General features: G+C 68.6%; 13 protein-coding genes. 8 read left to right on the top strand and 5 right to left on the bottom strand.

Annotated elements, in window-relative coordinates; genetic code table 11:
* Nucleotides 1–149 precede the first annotated feature (149 nt).
* The 5 genes from SAHL_RS13605 to SAHL_RS13585 all read right to left on the bottom strand — a co-directional run bounded on the left by SAHL_RS13605 (nucleotide 150) and on the right by SAHL_RS13585 (nucleotide 7,430).
* Entirely contained in the window at nucleotides 150–611 is a 462-nt protein-coding gene (locus SAHL_RS13605) for a hypothetical protein (RefSeq protein ID WP_123591958.1), read from the bottom strand.
* A gap of 230 nt (nucleotides 612–841) precedes the next feature.
* A complete protein-coding gene (locus SAHL_RS13600; RefSeq protein WP_245965417.1) occupies nucleotides 842–3,955 on the bottom strand; it encodes an efflux RND transporter permease subunit in 3,114 nt (1,037 codons plus the stop codon).
* Nucleotides 3,952–5,307: an efflux RND transporter periplasmic adaptor subunit gene (locus SAHL_RS13595; RefSeq protein ID WP_123591957.1), complete on the bottom strand. Its 1,356-nt coding sequence runs from the start codon at nucleotides 5,305–5,307 to the stop codon at nucleotides 3,952–3,954. Before SAHL_RS13595 ends, SAHL_RS13600 begins: the two co-directional genes overlap by 4 nt.
* Complete coding sequence (locus tag SAHL_RS13590; protein ID WP_123591956.1) at nucleotides 5,304–6,857, bottom strand: efflux transporter outer membrane subunit; 1,554 nt, start codon at nucleotides 6,855–6,857, stop codon at nucleotides 5,304–5,306. The genes SAHL_RS13595 and SAHL_RS13590 overlap by 4 nt, the downstream gene beginning before the upstream one ends.
* 3 nt (nucleotides 6,858–6,860) lie before the next feature.
* Nucleotides 6,861–7,430, bottom strand: coding sequence for an EF-hand domain-containing protein (locus SAHL_RS13585; protein ID WP_123591955.1), 570 nt, complete (start codon nucleotides 7,428–7,430; stop codon nucleotides 6,861–6,863).
* 215 nt (nucleotides 7,431–7,645) lie between these two features.
* Between SAHL_RS13585 and SAHL_RS13580 the strand changes: the two genes are divergently transcribed.
* The 8 genes from SAHL_RS13580 (at nucleotide 7,646) to SAHL_RS13545 (ending at nucleotide 16,830) form a co-directional block, all read left to right on the top strand.
* Nucleotides 7,646–8,371, top strand: a complete 726-nt coding sequence (locus SAHL_RS13580) for a response regulator (protein ID WP_123591954.1) — start codon at nucleotides 7,646–7,648, stop codon at nucleotides 8,369–8,371.
* Complete coding sequence (locus SAHL_RS13575; RefSeq protein ID WP_245968539.1) at nucleotides 8,371–9,708, top strand: ATP-binding protein; 1,338 nt, start codon at nucleotides 8,371–8,373, stop codon at nucleotides 9,706–9,708. The genes SAHL_RS13580 and SAHL_RS13575 overlap by 1 nt, the downstream gene beginning before the upstream one ends.
* Nucleotides 9,709–9,773: 65 nt before the next feature.
* Nucleotides 9,774–10,535: a phosphatase PAP2 family protein gene (locus tag SAHL_RS13570; protein WP_245968538.1), complete on the top strand. Its 762-nt coding sequence runs from the start codon at nucleotides 9,774–9,776 to the stop codon at nucleotides 10,533–10,535.
* 148 nt (nucleotides 10,536–10,683) lie between these two features.
* Nucleotides 10,684–11,676: a zinc-dependent alcohol dehydrogenase family protein gene (locus SAHL_RS13565; protein ID WP_123591953.1), complete on the top strand. Its 993-nt coding sequence runs from the start codon at nucleotides 10,684–10,686 to the stop codon at nucleotides 11,674–11,676.
* Between the two features lie 144 nt (nucleotides 11,677–11,820).
* The gene (locus SAHL_RS13560; RefSeq protein ID WP_123591952.1) at nucleotides 11,821–12,504 is read left to right on the top strand and encodes a type 1 glutamine amidotransferase domain-containing protein; all 684 of its coding nucleotides are present in this window, start codon (nucleotides 11,821–11,823) and stop codon (nucleotides 12,502–12,504) included.
* 74 nt (nucleotides 12,505–12,578) lie between these two features.
* Nucleotides 12,579–13,064 (top strand): GNAT family N-acetyltransferase, encoded by a 486-nt coding sequence (locus SAHL_RS13555; RefSeq protein ID WP_123591951.1) that lies wholly within the window; start codon nucleotides 12,579–12,581, stop codon nucleotides 13,062–13,064.
* A gap of 9 nt (nucleotides 13,065–13,073) precedes the next feature.
* Complete coding sequence (locus SAHL_RS13550) at nucleotides 13,074–14,555, top strand: RimK family protein (protein WP_123591950.1); 1,482 nt, start codon at nucleotides 13,074–13,076, stop codon at nucleotides 14,553–14,555.
* Nucleotides 14,556–14,661: 106 nt separating this feature from the next.
* The gene (locus tag SAHL_RS13545) at nucleotides 14,662–16,830 is read left to right on the top strand and encodes a malate synthase G (protein ID WP_123591949.1); all 2,169 of its coding nucleotides are present in this window, start codon (nucleotides 14,662–14,664) and stop codon (nucleotides 16,828–16,830) included.
* The last annotated feature ends 110 nt before the right edge of the window (nucleotides 16,831–16,940 follow it).

Here is a 16,940-nt window from a genome sequence, read left to right as displayed (position 1 = left end):
TAAGTAATTGGTTGTTACTAAAGAGATTATACCGGCTTCGCCGTTCTGTTTGGTGCAATATCCGGGCTAGCAGGCTCGAGAGCATCGAAGTCGCCGCGACGATCGGCGACCGCTGCATCCGGCGGGCTCGCATGCAGTGTTGATCGGCCCTATTCGGCCGCCGCGGTCTCAGGCGGCGTGATACGCCGTCGCGCCAGCTCGGATTCGAAGCGCGCAGCCACGCTGTCCAGACAGTCCGCACCGGTGAGGGCCAGCGCGACATGCCCGTTTTCGTTGGCGATCAGCGCCGTATTGTAGATATAGCTCGGCATCTCGCTGCCGCAATTGCCGATACGGCGGGCGGTGAGCGTCAGCCGGTAGCGGGCCTGCGCGGCGAGCCGCGCGTAGTCGCGGCTGCGCTCGAGTGCCTCGGGGTCGTAGCGCAACAGCGACCAGCCGCGCTGCGACAGGCTGCGCCGCAGCCGGTCACCGAGCATGCCGCCCGTGTCCGGCACCGCGATCACGGTGTCGCCCGCGCCCGGCCCCGTATCCGTCCGGACACCGGCGTTGCCGGTACAGGCGGCCAGCAGCGGCCCGACGAGCAGAAGAAGGACGGCGGCGTGCGCTTTCATGAACGCGGGGTGTGGTCGGACATGAGCCAAGGATAACCGCTCGGCCGCGGGTCGGGCACGCGCGCCCGGTCAATGCGAGCAGAGCCCCGGCTACGTGGACTGCGACGAAAGGCCCGCCCGCCCGCGCATCGGCTTCGCCGCGGCACCCGGCCCCCGGCTGCACGTGCCGGTTTGACTGCGGCCCGTGCGGGCTCCAGCGCGAACGGTCGTACCAGCGTCGGCCGGGCACGCTAGTGCTGGGAGGCGGGTGCGAGTCGGGCGATGCCGGTACGCAGATCCTCGACGATCACGTAGAAGCAGGGCACCAGGGCCAGCGTGATACCGGTGGCGAACAGAATGCCGAAGCCCAGCGAGATCGCCATCGGGATCATGAAGCGCGCCTGCAGCGACGTCTCGAAGATCATCGGCGCGAGGCCGCCGAAGGTGGTCAGCGTGGTGAGCAGGATCGGGCGGAATCGGCGCACCGCGGCCAGGCGCACGGCGTCGATCGCGTTCTCGCCCGCATTGCGCAATGTGTTGGCGTAGTGGATGAGCACCAGCGAATCGTTGACCACGACGCCCGCCAGGGCGACGACGCCCATCAGGCTGATCACCGACAGCGAATAGCCCATGATCTCGTGACCGATGATGGCGCCGACCACCGCGAACGGGATCGCGATCATCACGATCACGGGCTGGATGTAGCTGGCGAACGGGATCGCCAGCAGCATGTAGATGGCGGCCATCGACAGGATGAAGCCGATGAACAGCGAGCGCATCGAGTCGGCCGTGTCCTCCTGACGCCCGGAGTAGCCATAGGTCAGGCCCGGATAGTCGGCCGCGAGTTCGGGCAGGGTCTCGGCGTTGAGCGCCTGGGTGATGCGGCTGGTCGCATCGAAGGGCGTGACGTTGGCCGTGACCTCGATGCTGCGGCGACCGTTGTGGCGGGTGATCTCCGTGTAGGCGCGGCTGTAGTCGATGTCGGCGATCTGATGCAGTGGCACTCGCGTGCCTTCCGGGGTGCGGATGAGCAGATTGCGGATCGCCGCGGTGCTGTCCCGTTCGGCCTCGGGCAGCGTGACCATCACCTTGACCTCGTTGCGCCCGCGCAGCTGCCGCAGGGCTTCGTCGCCGTAGAAGGCCGCCCGGACCTGGGCGCCGACGTCGGCATTGCTCAGTCCGAGGCTGCGACCGGCGTCGTTGAGAGTGAATTCGATCTGGTTCTTGCCCTGGGCGACGCCGCTGTCGATGTCGGTGGTGCCCGCGAATTCGCCGATGCGCGCCGCGAGCGCCTCCGCGGCGCGATCGAGCGTGTCCGTGTCGCGGTGTGACAGCTCCACGGTGATCGCCTTGCCCGCGCCGGGGCCGCCGGCGTCGGACTGGAACTGAGAAGACTGCAGGTCGGCGATCTCGCCGAGTTCGTCGCGCCATTCGCGAATGAAAGCGGCGGTGGTGATCGGGCGCACGTCGGCGGCGGTGAGATAGACCCGCGTCTCGATGCTGTTCTCCTCGATGGTGGCGAACACGCCGGTGGCGAGATCGTCGCCGCCGTTGGCCGCGATCACGCGCTCGGCGGCCTCGCCCAGCCGGTCGCGGGTGGCCTGCATGCGGTCCATCGGCGTGCCATAGGGCAGCGTGAGGGTGGCCTGAGCCCGATCGGATTCCACCTTGGGCATGAGCGTGAAGCCCATCTGGCCGCTGCCCGCCCAGGCGAGAACCACCAGCAGCACCGCCACGCCGATCGCGGCCGTCAGGTAGCGATGGACCACGAGCCGTGTCGCCAGCGGCGCGTAGTAGCGTGATACCAGCGTCGAGAAGCCGTTGGAGAAGGCCTGCTGATAGCGATGGATGGCCGCCGAGACGCGATTGCCGCGCCGGTTGCGCCCGTGTGCGAGATGCGCGGGCATGATGAACAGCGCCTCCACCCACGACACCAGGAACACGGTGATCACCACCAGCGGGATCACGCCGAACAGCTTGCCGAGAAAGCCGGGTACCAGCAGCAGCGGCAGGAAGGCCGCGATGTTGGTGAGAATCGAGAACGAGATCGGCAGGGCCACGTCGCGGGCGCCGCCGATCGCCGCCTCCATGAAGCTCGCCCCGCGCTCGCGGCGCTCGTAGATGTTCTCGCCGGCCACGATGGCGTCGTCGACCACGATGCCCAGCGCGATGATGAAGGCGAACATCGAGATCATGTTGATGGTCACGCCCATCAGCGGCAGGAACAGGAAAGCGCCGAGAAAGGCGGTGGGAATGCCCATCGTCACCCAGAACGCCAGGCGCATGTCCAGGAACAGGCTGAGCACGATCAGCACCAGTGCCAGGCCCATGAAGGCGTTCTTGAGCAGCAGGTCGAGGCGTTGCTGATAGACCTCGGAGCTGTCGCCGCTGATGGTGTATTGGATCGACGGCGGCAGATCGGACTCCATCTCGGTAAGCGCCGCGCGGGTGGCTTCCGAGACCTGGATCGGGGTCTGGCTGCCCACGCGATAGACCGCGATGCCGATGGAGTGCGCGCCGTCGTAGGTGGCTTCGGTCTTGCTGTCCTCGAAGCCCTCGCTGACGCTGGCGATATCGCCCAGATGAATGACGCTGCCGGAATCGGTGGTCACGATCGGGATGCGCGCGAACTCGCGAGCCTGGTCGCGCCGACCCTTGAGACGCAGCAGGATTTCGCCGGCGTCGGTGTCGGCGCTGCCGCCGGCCACGTCCACGGCCGAGGCCGCGATGCGCTCGGAGACGTCGCCCAGCGTCAGGCCGTAGCTGCGCAGCTGTTGCTGGGAGATCTCGACTCGCACCACATAGTCGCGCGCGCCTTCGAGCTCGGCCTGGGTGATGTCGGGGGACTGCAGCAGCCGGTCGCGCACCTCCTCGGCGTAGGCGCGCAGGGCAGCTTCGTCGACGTCGCCGTAGAGCTGCACGTCGAGCACGTCGCGCTGGTGGTCCGACAGCGAGATCACCGGCCGCTCGGCGTCGGCCGGAAAGGTCGTGACCTGGTTGACCGCCTGCTGCACGTCCTGGAACACGGCCTGGCCGTCGGCGGACTCGGACAGCTCGAGGGTGACCGAGCCGCTGCCCTCGGCGGCAGTGGCGGTCATGTCCTCGATGCCGGTGATATCGCGCACCTTCTCCTCGATGGCGAGCACGATGTTCTGTTCGACCTGTTCCGGGGTCGCGCCCGGGTAGGCGACGGTCACGCTGACCTGATCGAGGCTGAACTCTGGAAAGACCTCCTGCTTGATCAGCGTCGTCATCAGCAGACCACCGGCCAGCAGCGCGAACATCAGCAGGTTCGGCGTCACCCGGTTGGCCACCATCCAGGCCATCGGGCCGCGGCGGGGCGTGTTGTCGCTCGGCTCGCTCATGAGCGGGGCGCGTCGCCGGCATCAGGGTCCGGCCGATCGATCGGCAGCCGCGTCGACAGCCGCAGGTCGAGGCCGTCGCGGTCACGGACATCGTCGCCGGCCGCGGTTTCGTCTTCATCCTCGCGCACCGCCGCGGCCGGATTCTCGGTCGGGTCATGGGGGGCGTCGTCCTGGACGCGCACGGGCATGCCCTGGATCGGTGCGGTCAGATCGCTGGTGACCACCGCGTCGCCGGGGTCCAGGCCGGAAGCCACGATCGCCTCGATGGCGTCGCGGTAGACCACGTCGACCGTGCGGATATCGAGTTCGGCATCGGCCGTCATCACCCAGACCTGGTCGTTTTCGTGCAGGAAGCCGGAGTCGATCGCGACGCTGTCGGCCGGGATGTCCGCCTCGATGCCGGCGGTGACGTAGGCGCCGATGAGCAGCTGCGGGCCGCTGTCGGGCGCGTTCGCGCCCAGCGGGTCGGGCACGCGCAGCAGCACGCGTGCCATGCGGCCCGCGGTCTCGAGCGCCGGCTGGATGCGCAGCACCTCGGCGGCAATCGACACGTCCGGGCCCCAGGCCTCCGGATAGCGCACACGTGCCGGCGAGCCGCTGCGTTGCGGGCCGGCGTCATGGATCCAGCGCAGCTGGTCGACCGGTACCGATACGTCGACCCAGTAGACGTCGGTGGCGGCCAGTGTGGCGAGACTGTCGCTGGTGGCCACGACATCGCCGACGGAGGCGCTGCGCTCGCTGACGATGCCGTCGAAGGGCGCGCGCACGGCCGTGCGGTCGAGGTCGAGCTGGGCCTGCTCGACGGCGGTGCGGGCGGCCTCTACCTCGGCGCGGGCCTGCTCGAGCTGCGGACCGCGCAGGGCGAGATCGCGTTCGTCGTCGCTGACCTCGGTGCCGACCAGCGCGAGCTCGCGCTCGGCCACGGCCTGCTGGCCCTGTTCGACGCGCAGCGCGGCGCGGGCGTTGGCCAGATCGGTCTGGGCGCTATTAAGTGCCAGGCGGTAGTCGGTGTCGTCGATGCGGGCGAGCACGTCGCCCTGCTCGAAACGCGTGCCGGGCGCGAGCCGGTCCTCGAGTGCCACCACCTGGCCGGACACCCGCGGGCGCAACGTGGTGGAATCGGCGGCCTCGACGGTGCCGTTGGCGTCGAGCGTGATCGTGGGGGATGCCGCCTCGGCCGGGGTGACGGTCACCAGACGGGCCTGGCGCTCGGTCGGTTCGGCGCGCGGCGCGGTCGGCCGACTCTCCAGGACCATCAGCGCCACCACGACGCCGGCACCGAGCACGGCCAGTGGCAGAATCACCTTGAGTGCGCGGCCGATGCGCGCGCGGTTCGAGTGGGACGCGTTCATGGTTGGGGCTCGTTGTCGGCGGCGGGTACGGCCAGCGGTTCGGTGTCGCGCCCGGCGATGGATGCCTCGCCCACGCCGCCGGCCAGCGCGCGGTAGAGGTTGATGCGGTAGTCCAGCAGCTGCCGCCGTGCGCTGAGATATTCCACCTGCAGATCCTGTCGGGTGAGCAGGGCGTCGAGCACGTCGAGATAATCGGCGGCGCCGCGCAGATAGCGCAGGCGCAGGTTGTCGACGGTCTCGGCCGAGAGCCGCAGCTGTTCGTCGAGATGTTCGATATAGCGTCGCTGGCGATATTCGTTGGTCAGTGCGTCTTCGACCTCGGCGAGTGCTTCGAGCAGGCTCTGCTGATAGCCGGCGAGCGTTTCCTCGAGCACGGCTTCGCTGCGGTCGACCTCGGCGGCAAGCGCGCCGCCGTCGAACACCGGCTGGGTCAGGCTGGCGGCCAGCTGGGTCACCCAGTTGGAGAACAGGCTGGCGCCGTCGGTGCTCGTGGACAGGCTCGCCGACAGCGACAGCTGCGGGTAGCGTTCGGCCACGGCGACCGCGACCCGCCGGTCGGCCGCGGCCACGGTATAGAACTGCTCGCGCACGTCGGGCCGGCGCATGAGCAGATCCGCGGGCACGCCGGTGTCCGGCAGCGCCGGCAGTTCGACCAGGTCGCGCCCGTCCGGCGGCTCGAACTCGCCCGGGGCCACGCCCACGAGTACGGCCAGCGCGTGGCGCACGACCTTGGCGCTGGCGCGGGCCTGCTCGAGCTGGCCACGTACGGATTCGACCGCCTGGCGCTGGCGCAGTACGTCGGCCGCTTCGGCCTGGCCCTGCTTGAACGCGAAGGTGGTCAGGTCGAGCACGTTCTGGTTGGTCTCGATCTGGCTTTCCAGCAGCGCGATGCGCTCGCGCAGCTCCTGATACTGATACCAGCTGCTGGCCAGGTCGCCGGCGACCGAGATCGCGGCCGCCTGGAGGGCCGCGTCCGCGGCGCGGGTGTCGAACGCCGCCGCTTCGCGGCTGTTGCGCAGCCGCCCCCAGAGATCGAGCTCGTAGCTGGCGGAGAACTGCAGCGATCGGGTATCGCTCCAGTTGGATCGGTCCTGAACGAGATCGAAATCGTCGCCGGCGACGCTCGTGCTCACGCTGTCGCCGCTCGACCGGCGTGTCGCACTCTGTTCGGCGCTGGCGTCGACGCTCGGGAACAGCGCCGCGCCTTCGGCGGCGAGCGTCGCCCGCGCCTGTTCGACGCGGGCATAGGCCGAGCGCAGGGTGAAATTGTTGGACAGGGCGCGGTCGACCAGACGGTCGAGCGCGGGGTCGTCGAAGGTCTGCCACCAGTCGGCGCGCATCGGGATGTCGCCGTCGCGGGCGAAGCGTTCGGGCATCTCGAAGGCCGGGCGCGCGAGTTCGTCGACCGGCGTGATCGCACAGCCGGCGATCAGCAGCGCGAGTGCGCATGCCGTCAGCCCGCGGGCGCGCAGCACGCACCGCGGCGGGCAAAGCCATGCAAGAGCGCCGGCGCGAGTGCGCCGGCGCGATGGGGCGGACAGTTCGGTCATGTCCTACTGGTCGTCGGTCTTCTTGTCGTCATGGCGTTCGTGGGCACGCTCCATGGCGTCGTTCCACTCGTCGCGCGAGACGCTGCCGTCGTCGTCGCTGTCCATGCGCTCGAGCATCTTCTCGGCGTGTTTGCCCTTGCGGTCGCCGTGGCCGTCCTTGCGGTGTTCGCCCTTGTCCTTATCTTCGGATTTGTCATGGTGCGGCTTGTCGCCGTCATGATGCTTGCCGGATTTGTGGTGCTTGCCACCGTGGTGCGGCTGTGCCTCGTCGGCATCGAGCGTGCCGTCGTCGTTGTCGTCCATGCGCTCGAACATGCGTTCGGCGCGCTGCTCGGCCTTGGCCATGAACTCGTCGCGATCGATCTTGCCGTCGTCGTTGCTGTCGGCGGATTGGAAACGGAGCTTGGCCATCGCCTCGTGCATGTTCGACAGCTCCTCCTGGCTGAGCTGGCCGTTGTCATTGGCGTCCAGCGCGTCGAACATCTTGCCGGGGTCGCGGTCGCCGTGGGCGTGCGCCATGGAGGTGCCGAGCAGGCCGGCGGTGATTGCGGTGAGCAGGACACGGTTTTTCATGGGTCTCTCCTTCGGGGTTGGCTGTGCGCGGCCGGTGGCCGCCTGGCACGTGTCCTATTAAGGGGGCGAAATGTCAGCCAAGTCTGTCCGTGGCCGACGAAATTGTCGCAGAGTGTGTCAGCGGCCCGATCTGCCGGACATCGATACACGATCGGCCGGGCAACGGATGTCGTGCGCGGTATATTGACGCCACATTCGCCGTCCCCCATGCGCCGATGGCCGAACAGCCGCATATTCTCGTCGTCGACGATCATCGCGACATCCGCGATTCGCTGACCCGGTATCTCAGGGATCACGGTTTTCGTCTGTCGGCCGCCGCCGACGCCGCCAACGCCCGTCGGGTGGTGCGCGAAGCGGCCCTGGATCTGATCGTGCTCGACATCATGATGCCGGGCGAGGACGGTCTGAGCCTGTGCCGCTGGCTGCGCGAGACCACCGAGATCCCGGTGATCCTGCTCACCGCGGTGGCCGATGAGACCGACCGCATCATCGGTCTGGAAGTGGGGGCGGACGACTACGTCACCAAACCGTTCTCGCCGCGCGAACTGCTGGCCCGCATCCGGGCGGTGCTGCGGCGCGCGACCGCGCTGCCCGCCCAGCGCAACCAGCCGGAAGAGGCCAGCGTGCGCTTTGATCGCTGGCTTTTCCACGTCGCCCAGCAGGAGCTGGTCGACGACAGCGGTCTGGCGGTCGCCCTGTCGACGGGCGAGTACCGGCTGCTGCTGGCGTTCGTGCGCCACCCGAACCGCGTGCTCTCGCGCGAGCAGCTGCTGGATCTGACCCAGGGCCGCGACGCCGAGGTCTTCGATCGCAGCGTCGACAATCAGGTCAGCCGGCTGCGCCGCAAGATCGAACGCGACCCGGCGAGCCCTCGGCTGATCAAGACGGTCTGGGGCGGGGGCTATCGCTTTGTCGCCGATCCGGCCACGGAGGCCGACTGATGCGCGTGGTGCCGGCCAGCCTGTCCGGGCGCATCGTCGCGCTCACGCTGCTGGCGCTGGTGGTCTCCCAGCTGGTGAGTTTCTTCATCTTCATGCACGAGCGCGATCGTTTTCTCGAGCGCGTGGTGCTGTCGAACATGGGCGAGAGCGTGGCCAGTGCCATGCGCACGCTCGATTTCGTGCCGCCCGTGCATCGCGCCGACGTGGTCAAGGCCTTGTCGACGCGCGACCTGCGCTATCGCCTGGCGGACTCGCCCGGCCGCCTGTTCGAGCAGCACAGCCCGGAAGCGCGCGGCATGGCACGCGATCTCGCCCGCGGGATGGAAGTGGACGTCGCCCGGCTGCGGGTTGCGATCGGGCCGGGGCTGGCGCATGGCCCGAATCGCCAGGCGGGCGACGCGCTGCGTCTGGCCGTGCGTCTCGACGAGGGCCAGTGGCTCCGCGCGCGCCAGCGGTTGTTCGACCCGACCCGGCGCTGGGCGCAGTCGTCGCTGACCACGCTGCTGGTCAGTGCGCTGCTGATGGTGATGATCGTGGTCGTGACCAGCCGCCGCATGACGCGCCCGCTGCGCGAGCTCGCACGCGCGGCCGAGCGTTTCGGCCGCGGCGAGGACGTGGACCCGCTGCCCGAACGGGGCCCGGAGGAGATCCGGCGCTCGATCACCGCATTCAACCGCATGCGCGAGCGCCTGACCCGCTTCATGGCCGAGCGCACGCGTATGGTCGCGGCCATCGCCCACGATCTGCGTACGCCCATCACCGCGCTGCGCCTGCGCCTGGAGTTTCTGCCCGACGACGACAACACCCGTTCGATGGCGCGCACGCTCGAGGACATGGCCGGCATGAGCGAGGCCGCGCTGACCTTCATGCGCGAGGAGACCGCCGCCGAGGCCACGCGCAACGTGGATCTGTCGGCCCTGGTCGATGCCCTGTGCGAGGACTACCGCGCCAGCGGCGCCGCGGTGGTCTTCGAGCCCGAGGGGCGCGTCGCGCTGGTGTGCCGCCCGGTGGCGATCCGGCGCGCGCTGCGCAACATCATCGACAACGCGCTGGCCTACGGCGAGCGCGCCACGCTCACGCTCAGCGACGGCGCCGAGTCGGTCGTGCTCGAAATCGCCGATACCGGCCCGGGCATCGACGACGCCGACATGCAGCGGGTGTTCGACCCGTTCGTGCGGCTGGAGGCCTCACGCAGCCGCGAAACCGGCGGCACCGGCCTGGGATTGTCGATCGCGCGCTCGGTGGTTCAGGGGCACGGCGGCGAGATCGGGCTGGTCAACGCCGAGGGCGGCGGGCTGATCGTGCGCATTCGTCTGCCGCGGGATCGAACGCGGTAAGTGTATAGTGCAAACAAATATCGAAGAGCGGATAATTCCGTAACCCTCCGTCAGTCCGATATGCCATGCACGCCCGTATTCCTCACCCCTGGAACCCGCGCGGCCTGATCGCGGCCTATGCGATCGCGGCATTGCTGGTGCTGTCCTACAGCGTGCCGGCGACGCGGGCGCTATGGGACGGCCTCGATGCCTGGATCGCGCTCGATCTGAACGCGCTGGTGCGCACCAGCCATGCCGAACAGCTGTTCTGGGCGAGCGCCAATCTGCGCGTGTTCGACTATGTGGCCGCGCTGGTGCTGTTCGGGGTGCTGGGCATCTATGTGGTGGCCGGGCGCAACGCCCCGCGCGCCGAGCGTGTCGCGCGCACGGCGCTGATCGTCGTGACGCTGGTGGTGCTGGTCGGGCTGACGCGCGAGTGGCTTTTCACTGACGTTCGCCGGGCGAGCCCGTCGCTGGTGCTGCAGCCGTTCACCCGCCTGTCCGCGCAGGTGGGCTTTCACGTCAAGGATCATTCGGCCCGGAGTTTTCCCGGTGATCACGCCACCGTGGTGGCGACCTTCACTTTTCTGGTGTGGTGTCTCGCAGGGCGGCGCTATGGCCTGGTGTCGCTCGTGCTGGCGACGTGCTGCGTGCTGCCGCGGCTGGTCGCCGGCGCGCACTGGTTCAGCGACGTGCTCATCGGCGGCGTGGTCACCGCGCTGCTCACGGTGCCGCTCGTGGTGTTCACGCCGGTCCACCGCCTCGCCGTGGCCGCGTTGCTGCGACTCCACGCCGCGGGCGCGGCGATGCGCGGGCGTGTGAGCGAAGACCGGCGCCACCCGCGCTGAACGCGGCGCGTATCGTCGCCGGCGTGCGGTAAGCCTTGATTCGCCGGCCCGTCGAGGCCATCAACAGGGCAGTACACGCGATCCCGATCGCGTGCCTCGAATCACAGCCGGCGCGCAGGCATGCGCCGGACGCTAAGGAACAGTCACCATGACCCAGGCGATACGTTTTCACGAGACCGGCGGCCCCGAGGTTCTGCGCTACGAGGACGTCGAGGTCGGCGAACCGGGCGCCGGCGAGGTGCGCGTCCAGGTCGAGGCGATCGGGCTCAACCGCGCCGAGGCGATGTTTCGTTCCGGCGCCTATCTGGAGGATCCGAAGCTGCCCGCCGGCATCGGCTACGAAGGCGCGGGCATCGTCGAGGCCGTGGGCGCGGACGTGACCGGCGTCGCCGCGGGCGATGCGGTCTCGGTGATTCCGGCGTTCTCGATGAACGACTACAGCTTCTATGCCGAGCGCGCGATCGTGCCGGCCCATGCCGTGACTCCGCGCCCGCGGGGCCTGGATGCGGTGCAGGCCTCGGCCGTCTGGATGCCGTTTCTCACCGCCTACGGCGCGCTCATCGAGATCGGCGAACTCGCGGCGGGCGATGCCGTGATCATCCCGGCGGCCTCCAGCAGCGTGGGCCTGGCGGCGATCGAGATCGCCAACCGCGTCGGGGCGATCTCGATCGCGGCGACCCGCACGTCGGCCAAGGTCGACGAACTCAAGAAGGCTGGGGCGGCCCACGTGATCGCCACCGAGGAACAGGACCTGGCCGCGGAAGTCATGCGCATCACCGACAACGCCGGCGCGCGGGTCGTGTTCGATCCCGTCGCCGGCTCCGGCGTGGAGACGCTGGTGGACGCGATGGCGCCCGCCGGCATCCTGTTCGTCTACGGCGCGCTGTCGGGCGAGCCGACGCCGTTCCCGCTGATCAAGGGTCTCAACAAGGCCCTGACCATGCGCGGCTATACGCTCTTCGAGGTGATCGGCGATCCCGAACGCTTCGCGCGCGGAAAGCGCTTCGTCACCGACGGTCTCGAAGCCGGCGATTTTACCGCCACGGTGTCGCGTACCTTCGGCTTTGCCGAGATGGTCGAAGCGCACCGCTACATGGAATCGAACCAGCAGTTCGGCAAAATCGTGGTGACCGTGCCGTAGGCTCGTCGGCCATACCGGCGGCCGCGCCGGTGCTAGTGGCGCGATTCGACCGGTCAGCCTCGTGCCGTTGCGGTACGGGGCCCGCTTGCAACGGCGTGCGAACGGCCGCATCGACAACAGTTGGATCACCGACAGGATGTGACGATGAAGATACTGATGGTACTGACCTCGCACGACGCGCTCGGCGACACGGGCAAGCCGACCGGCTTCTGGCTCGAGGAATTCGCCGCGCCCTACTATGTGTTTCGCGACGGCGGCGCCGAAGTGGTGCTGGCCTCGCCGGCCGGCGGCGCGCCGCCGGTGGACCCGGCTAGCGATGGCGAGGAGGCCCAGACCGAGGCCACCCGCCGTTTCAAGCAGGACAACGATGCTCAGCAGGCGCTGGCCTCGACCCACAGGCTGGCCGACGTCGCCAACGATCGCTACGACGCGGTGTTCTATCCCGGCGGCCACGGCCCGCTGTGGGATCTCGCCGAAGACGCGGATTCGATCGGCCTGATCGAGCGCAGCTATGCCGACGGCACCCCGCTGGGCCTGGTCTGTCACGCGCCGGGCGTGCTGCGCCGGGCGAAAAACGACAAGGGCGGGCCGCTGGTCAACGGTCTCAAGGTGACCGGCTTCACCAACAGCGAGGAAGAAGCCGTGGGCCTGACCGAGGTGGTGCCGTTTCTGGTCGAGGACATGCTCAAGGACAACGGCGCCAACTACTCGCGCGGCGACGACTGGGCCTCGCACGTGGTCGTCGCCGGCAATCTGGTGACCGGGCAGAATCCGGACTCGTCGGCTGCCGCGGCGCGCACGCTCATCAATCAGCTGCAGCCGAAGTAGCGGCCGGCGCGCGGGTGCGCTCCCCGGCGCTCGAAAACCGCTGACACCGGGCGTGGCCGGCTATACTCGCGGCCATGCCCGGCGCTGTCTCCAACGCGATTCGTGCGGCCCGTGCGGCCGATCTCGACGCCGTGGCCGCGCTCGAGGCGGCCTGCTTCACCTGCGATGCCCAGAGCCGGCGCAGCCTGCGTCATCTGCTCACCCGTGCCCACGCGGATTTTCTGGTGTGCGTGCTGGATGAGGCGATCGTGGCCGATGTGGTGGTGCTCTATCGGCGCGCCAGCCGCGTGGCACGGCTGTATTCGATCGCGGTGAGCGATGCGGCCCGCGGGCGCGGCATCGCCGCTGCGCTGCTCGCGGCAGCCGAGGCGCGTGCGCTCGTGCAGGGCTGCACTCTGATGCGGGCCGAGGCACGTGCGTCGAATCACGCCTCGCGGGCATTGTTCGCGCATGCGGGTTATCGCGAAACGACACCGCTTTGCGATTACTATCGAGGCCCCGGCGCGCGGCGCGAGGATGGCGTGCGCCTCGAGAAGATCCTGTCTCCCCCAAGCGAGTAGAACGAACCGATGGCCGAGCCGATCGTGGTGGTGGAGTCGCGGCGCGACTGGAAGGGCGCCGCGCCGGCGGTGCGGCTGGTCATCGCCGACGAGTATCTCAGCGATCCGGCCTTCGCCGAGGCCGAGCTGCACGTGATCAACCTGTGCCGGAGCATGCGCTACCAGAGCCTGGGCTATTACTGCTCGCTGCTGGCCGAGGCGCGCGGGCACCGTGTGCTCGCCTCGGTGGCCACGCTGCAGGATCTGTCGCGCAAGATTCTCTACGGCAGCGAGATCCCGGCGCTGGCCCAATATCTGGACGCGCTGGACGATGCCGAGCGCGCCGCCTTGCCCGCGCACTTCAACGTCTGTCTCGGCCAGTGCGAGAATCCGGTGCTGGCGCCGCTCGCGCGCCGGCTGTTCGAACAGTTCGCGGTGCCGCTGCTGCACGTGGATCTGCGCCGTCGCAAGGAGCGGGTGAGCGTGGCCGGGCTGCGCACGCTGTCGATCCGCGCGCTGGAGGCCGGCGAGGCCGATTGTCTGGCCCGCGCGCTGGATGCGCACGTCGCCAAAGGCTGGCGTTCCGCCCGCAAGCGCCGGGCGGCGCGCTTCGACGTCGCCATGCTCGTCGACGCCGACGATCCGCAGCCGCCGTCGAATGCGGCGGCGCTGGCGCAGTTCGTGGCGGCCGGGCGCCGCCTGGGGCTGGAGGTCGAACGGATCTCGCGGCGCGATTTCGGCCGCCTGGCGGAGTTCGACGCGCTGTTCATCCGCGAGACCACGCGCCTGGCCCATCACACCTACGCGTTCTCGCGCCGCGCCGAGCGCGAAGGGCTGGTGGTGATCGACGACCCCACCTCGATTCTGCGCTGTACCAACAAGGTGTATCTGGCCGAACTGCTCAGCCGCTATCGGGTGGCCGCGCCCAGGGCCTGCATCTTCGGCGAGCGCGAGGTCGAGCGTCTGCCGGGGCTGCTGGGTTTTCCGATGGTGCTCAAGGCGCCCGAGGGCGCGTTCTCCAAGGGCGTGTTCAAGGCCGCCGATCGTGCCGAACTCGATGAGATCGCCGCGCGCCTGCTGGACGATTCCGAGCTCGCGCTGGCCCAGGAATTCATGCCCACCGAGTTCGATTGGCGCGTGGGGGTGCTCGCCGGCAAGCCGCTCTACGTATGCCAGTACGCCATGCCCGGCGGCCACTGGCAGATCGTCAAGCACGGCGACGACGGTCAGTACAGCGAGGGCGATTCGTTCACGCTGGCGGTCGAGGAGGCGCCGGCCGAGGTGGTCGAAACCGCGGTGCGCGCGGCGAATTTGATCGGTGACGGCCTGTACGGCGTCGATCTCAAGCAGACTGCGGCCGGCATCCGCGTGATCGAGATCAACGACAACCCGAGCATTGATGCCGGGGTGGAGGACGCGGTGCTCGGCGACGCGCTCTACGATCGCATCATGGGCGAATTCCTGAGGCGGCTGGAGCAGCGTACGCGGGCGCGTCCGGCGGCCCGTCGGTAGGCGAAGGTCGGGGGCGTCGAGGGAGCCGGTTTTGTTATCATTCCCGTTTGTTTCGACGCGTGCGGCGTGCTGACGCGGCCGCGATCCACATTTCCAAGGGCGAGCTATGACTGAGCGTATCGAAAAGGCGGGCCTGCAGATCGGCAAGCCGCTACACGACCTGATCGAGAAGGCACTGCCGGGCACCGGGGTCGAGCCGGATGCGTTCTGGCAGACGCTGGCCGATCTGGTCGCGGAGTTCGGCCCCCGCAACGCCGGCCTGATCAAGCATCGCCGGGATGTCCAGGAAACGCTGGACAAGTGGCACCGCGAACACCGCGGCGACGCCTTCGACTTCGGCGAATACAAGCAGTTGCTCGAGGAGCTGGAATATCTGGTGCCCGAGGGCGAGGACTTCCAGGTCTCGACCGAGAACGTCGATCCCGAGATCGCGACCGTGCCGGGGCCGCAGCTGGTGGTGCCGATCACCAACGCGCGTTTCTCGCTCAATGCGGCCAACGCCCGTTGGGGCAGCCTGTACGACGCCCTCTACGGCGCCGACATCATTCCCGAGAGCGACGGCGCCGAAAAGGGCACGAGCTACAACCCCAAGCGCGGCGCCAAGGTCATGGCCTGGGCGGCCGACTTCCTCGACGAGGCGTTTCCGCTGGCCGAGGGCTCGCATGCCGATGCGACCGCCTACCGCATCGACAACGGCAAGCTGGCCGTGGACGTCGGCGACAGCCACACCACGCTCCGGGACGGCAAGCAGTTCGCCGGCTATCAGGGTGAGGCGTCCGCGCCCGACGCCGTGTTGCTGGTCAACAACGGACTGCACGCCGAAATCCAGATCGACGCCGAGCATCCGATCGGCAAGGATCACGCCGCCGGCGTCAAGGACGTCCTCATGGAAGCGGCGGTCACCGCTATCCAGGACTGTGAGGACTCGGTCGCGGCGGTGGACGCCGAGGACAAGGCGCTGGTCTATGCCAACTGGTGCGGCCTGATGAAGGGCGATCTCCAGGAGACGGTCGACAAGGGCGGCAAGACGATCACCCGAAAGCTCAACGCCGACCGCGAATACACGGGCGCCGACGGTTCGGCCCTGACCCTGCCGGGGCGCAGCCTGATGCTGGTGCGCAACGTCGGCCACCTGATGACCACGCCGGCGGTGCTGGACGGCGAGGGCAACGAGATTCCGGAAGGCATCCTCGATGCGCTCGCCACCGGCACGATCGCCCTGCACGACCTCAAGCGCAACGGCCCGCACACCAATAGCCGTGCCGGCAGCGTCTACATCGTCAAGCCCAAGATGCACGGCCCGGCCGAGGTCAACTTCACGGTCGAGCTGTTCGCGGCCGTGGAGAAGGCCGTCGGTCTGAGCCCGAACACGCTCAAGGTCGGCATCATGGACGAGGAGCGCCGCACGACGGTCAACCTCAAGGAATGCATCCGTGCGGCGCGCGAGCGTACGATCTTCATCAACACGGGCTTTCTCGACCGCACCGGCGACGAGATCCACACCTCGATGGAGGCCGGCCCGATGCTGCCCAAGGGCGAGATGAAATCCCAGCCCTGGCTCAAGGCCTACGAGGACAACAACGTCGATACCGGGCTGGCCGTTGGCCTGCGCGGCAAGGCGCAGATCGGCAAGGGCATGTGGCCCGCGCCGGACAACATGGCCGACATGATGGAGGCCAAGATCGGCCACCCGAAGGCGGGCGCCAACTGCGCCTGGGTGCCGTCGCCGACCGCGGCCACGCTCCACGCCATCCACTACCATCGCTGCAACGTGCTCGAGCGTCAGGCCGAGCTGGAATCCCGTCGCGAGAACTATCTCGACGATCTGCTCACGATTCCGCTGCTCGACCGCGAGCTGTCGGCCGACGAGATCCAGAAGGAACTCGACAACAACTGTCAGGGCATCCTGGGTTATGTCGTGCGCTGGGTCGATCAGGGCGTGGGCTGCTCGAAGGTGCCCGACATCACCGACACCCAGCTCATGGAAGACCGCGCGACCTGCCGGATCGCCTCCCAGATCGTGGCCAATTGGCTGCATCACGGCGTCACCAGCGAACAGCAGGTGCGCGAGACGCTCGAACGCATGGCCGCCGTGGTGGATCGCCAGAACGAGGGGGATCCGAGCTACCACAACATGGCGCCGGACTTCGACGATTCGGTGGCCTTCCAGGCCGCGAGCGATCTGATCTTCAAGGGCGTCGAGCAGCCCTCCGGCTACACGGAGCCGGTGTTGCACGCGCGGCGCCTGGAGCTCAAGGCCAAGCGCGCCGGCTGATCGCCTCGGCGGTCGTCCACAAAAAAGCCCGGCTTCGGCCGTAATGCCGTTCACTTAAGCGGCGCGGCTTGCCGATTGAGCGGATATCGGGTCTTCGACATCTTCACCGC

It is taken from the genome of Salinisphaera orenii subsp. halophila YIM 95161 (assembly GCF_003732545.1).
Classification (GTDB): Bacteria; Pseudomonadota; Gammaproteobacteria; order Nevskiales; family Salinisphaeraceae; genus Salinisphaera; species Salinisphaera orenii_A.
This window is presented reverse-complemented; position numbering and strand designations above follow the sequence as displayed.

What these genes read in the sequence shown, in the direction of transcription:
- SAHL_RS13605 (WP_123591958.1), bottom strand. Translation starts at nt 611, where the DNA reads ATGAAAGCGCACGCCGCCGTCCTTCTTCTGCTCGTCGGGCCGCTGCTG.
- SAHL_RS13600 (WP_245965417.1), bottom strand. Translation starts at nt 3,955, where the DNA reads ATGAGCGAGCCGAGCGACAACACGCCCCGCCGCGGCCCGATGGCCTGG.
- SAHL_RS13595 (WP_123591957.1), bottom strand. Translation starts at nt 5,307, where the DNA reads ATGAACGCGTCCCACTCGAACCGCGCGCGCATCGGCCGCGCACTCAAG.
- SAHL_RS13590 (WP_123591956.1), bottom strand. Translation starts at nt 6,857, where the DNA reads ATGACCGAACTGTCCGCCCCATCGCGCCGGCGCACTCGCGCCGGCGCT.
- SAHL_RS13585 (WP_123591955.1), bottom strand. Translation starts at nt 7,430, where the DNA reads ATGAAAAACCGTGTCCTGCTCACCGCAATCACCGCCGGCCTGCTCGGC.
- SAHL_RS13580 (WP_123591954.1), top strand. Translation starts at nt 7,646, where the DNA reads ATGGCCGAACAGCCGCATATTCTCGTCGTCGACGATCATCGCGACATC.
- SAHL_RS13575 (WP_245968539.1), top strand. Translation starts at nt 8,371, where the DNA reads ATGCGCGTGGTGCCGGCCAGCCTGTCCGGGCGCATCGTCGCGCTCACG.
- SAHL_RS13570 (WP_245968538.1), top strand. Translation starts at nt 9,774, where the DNA reads ATGCACGCCCGTATTCCTCACCCCTGGAACCCGCGCGGCCTGATCGCG.
- SAHL_RS13565 (WP_123591953.1), top strand. Translation starts at nt 10,684, where the DNA reads ATGACCCAGGCGATACGTTTTCACGAGACCGGCGGCCCCGAGGTTCTG.
- SAHL_RS13560 (WP_123591952.1), top strand. Translation starts at nt 11,821, where the DNA reads ATGAAGATACTGATGGTACTGACCTCGCACGACGCGCTCGGCGACACG.
- SAHL_RS13555 (WP_123591951.1), top strand. Translation starts at nt 12,579, where the DNA reads ATGCCCGGCGCTGTCTCCAACGCGATTCGTGCGGCCCGTGCGGCCGAT.
- SAHL_RS13550 (WP_123591950.1), top strand. Translation starts at nt 13,074, where the DNA reads ATGGCCGAGCCGATCGTGGTGGTGGAGTCGCGGCGCGACTGGAAGGGC.
- SAHL_RS13545 (WP_123591949.1), top strand. Translation starts at nt 14,662, where the DNA reads ATGACTGAGCGTATCGAAAAGGCGGGCCTGCAGATCGGCAAGCCGCTA.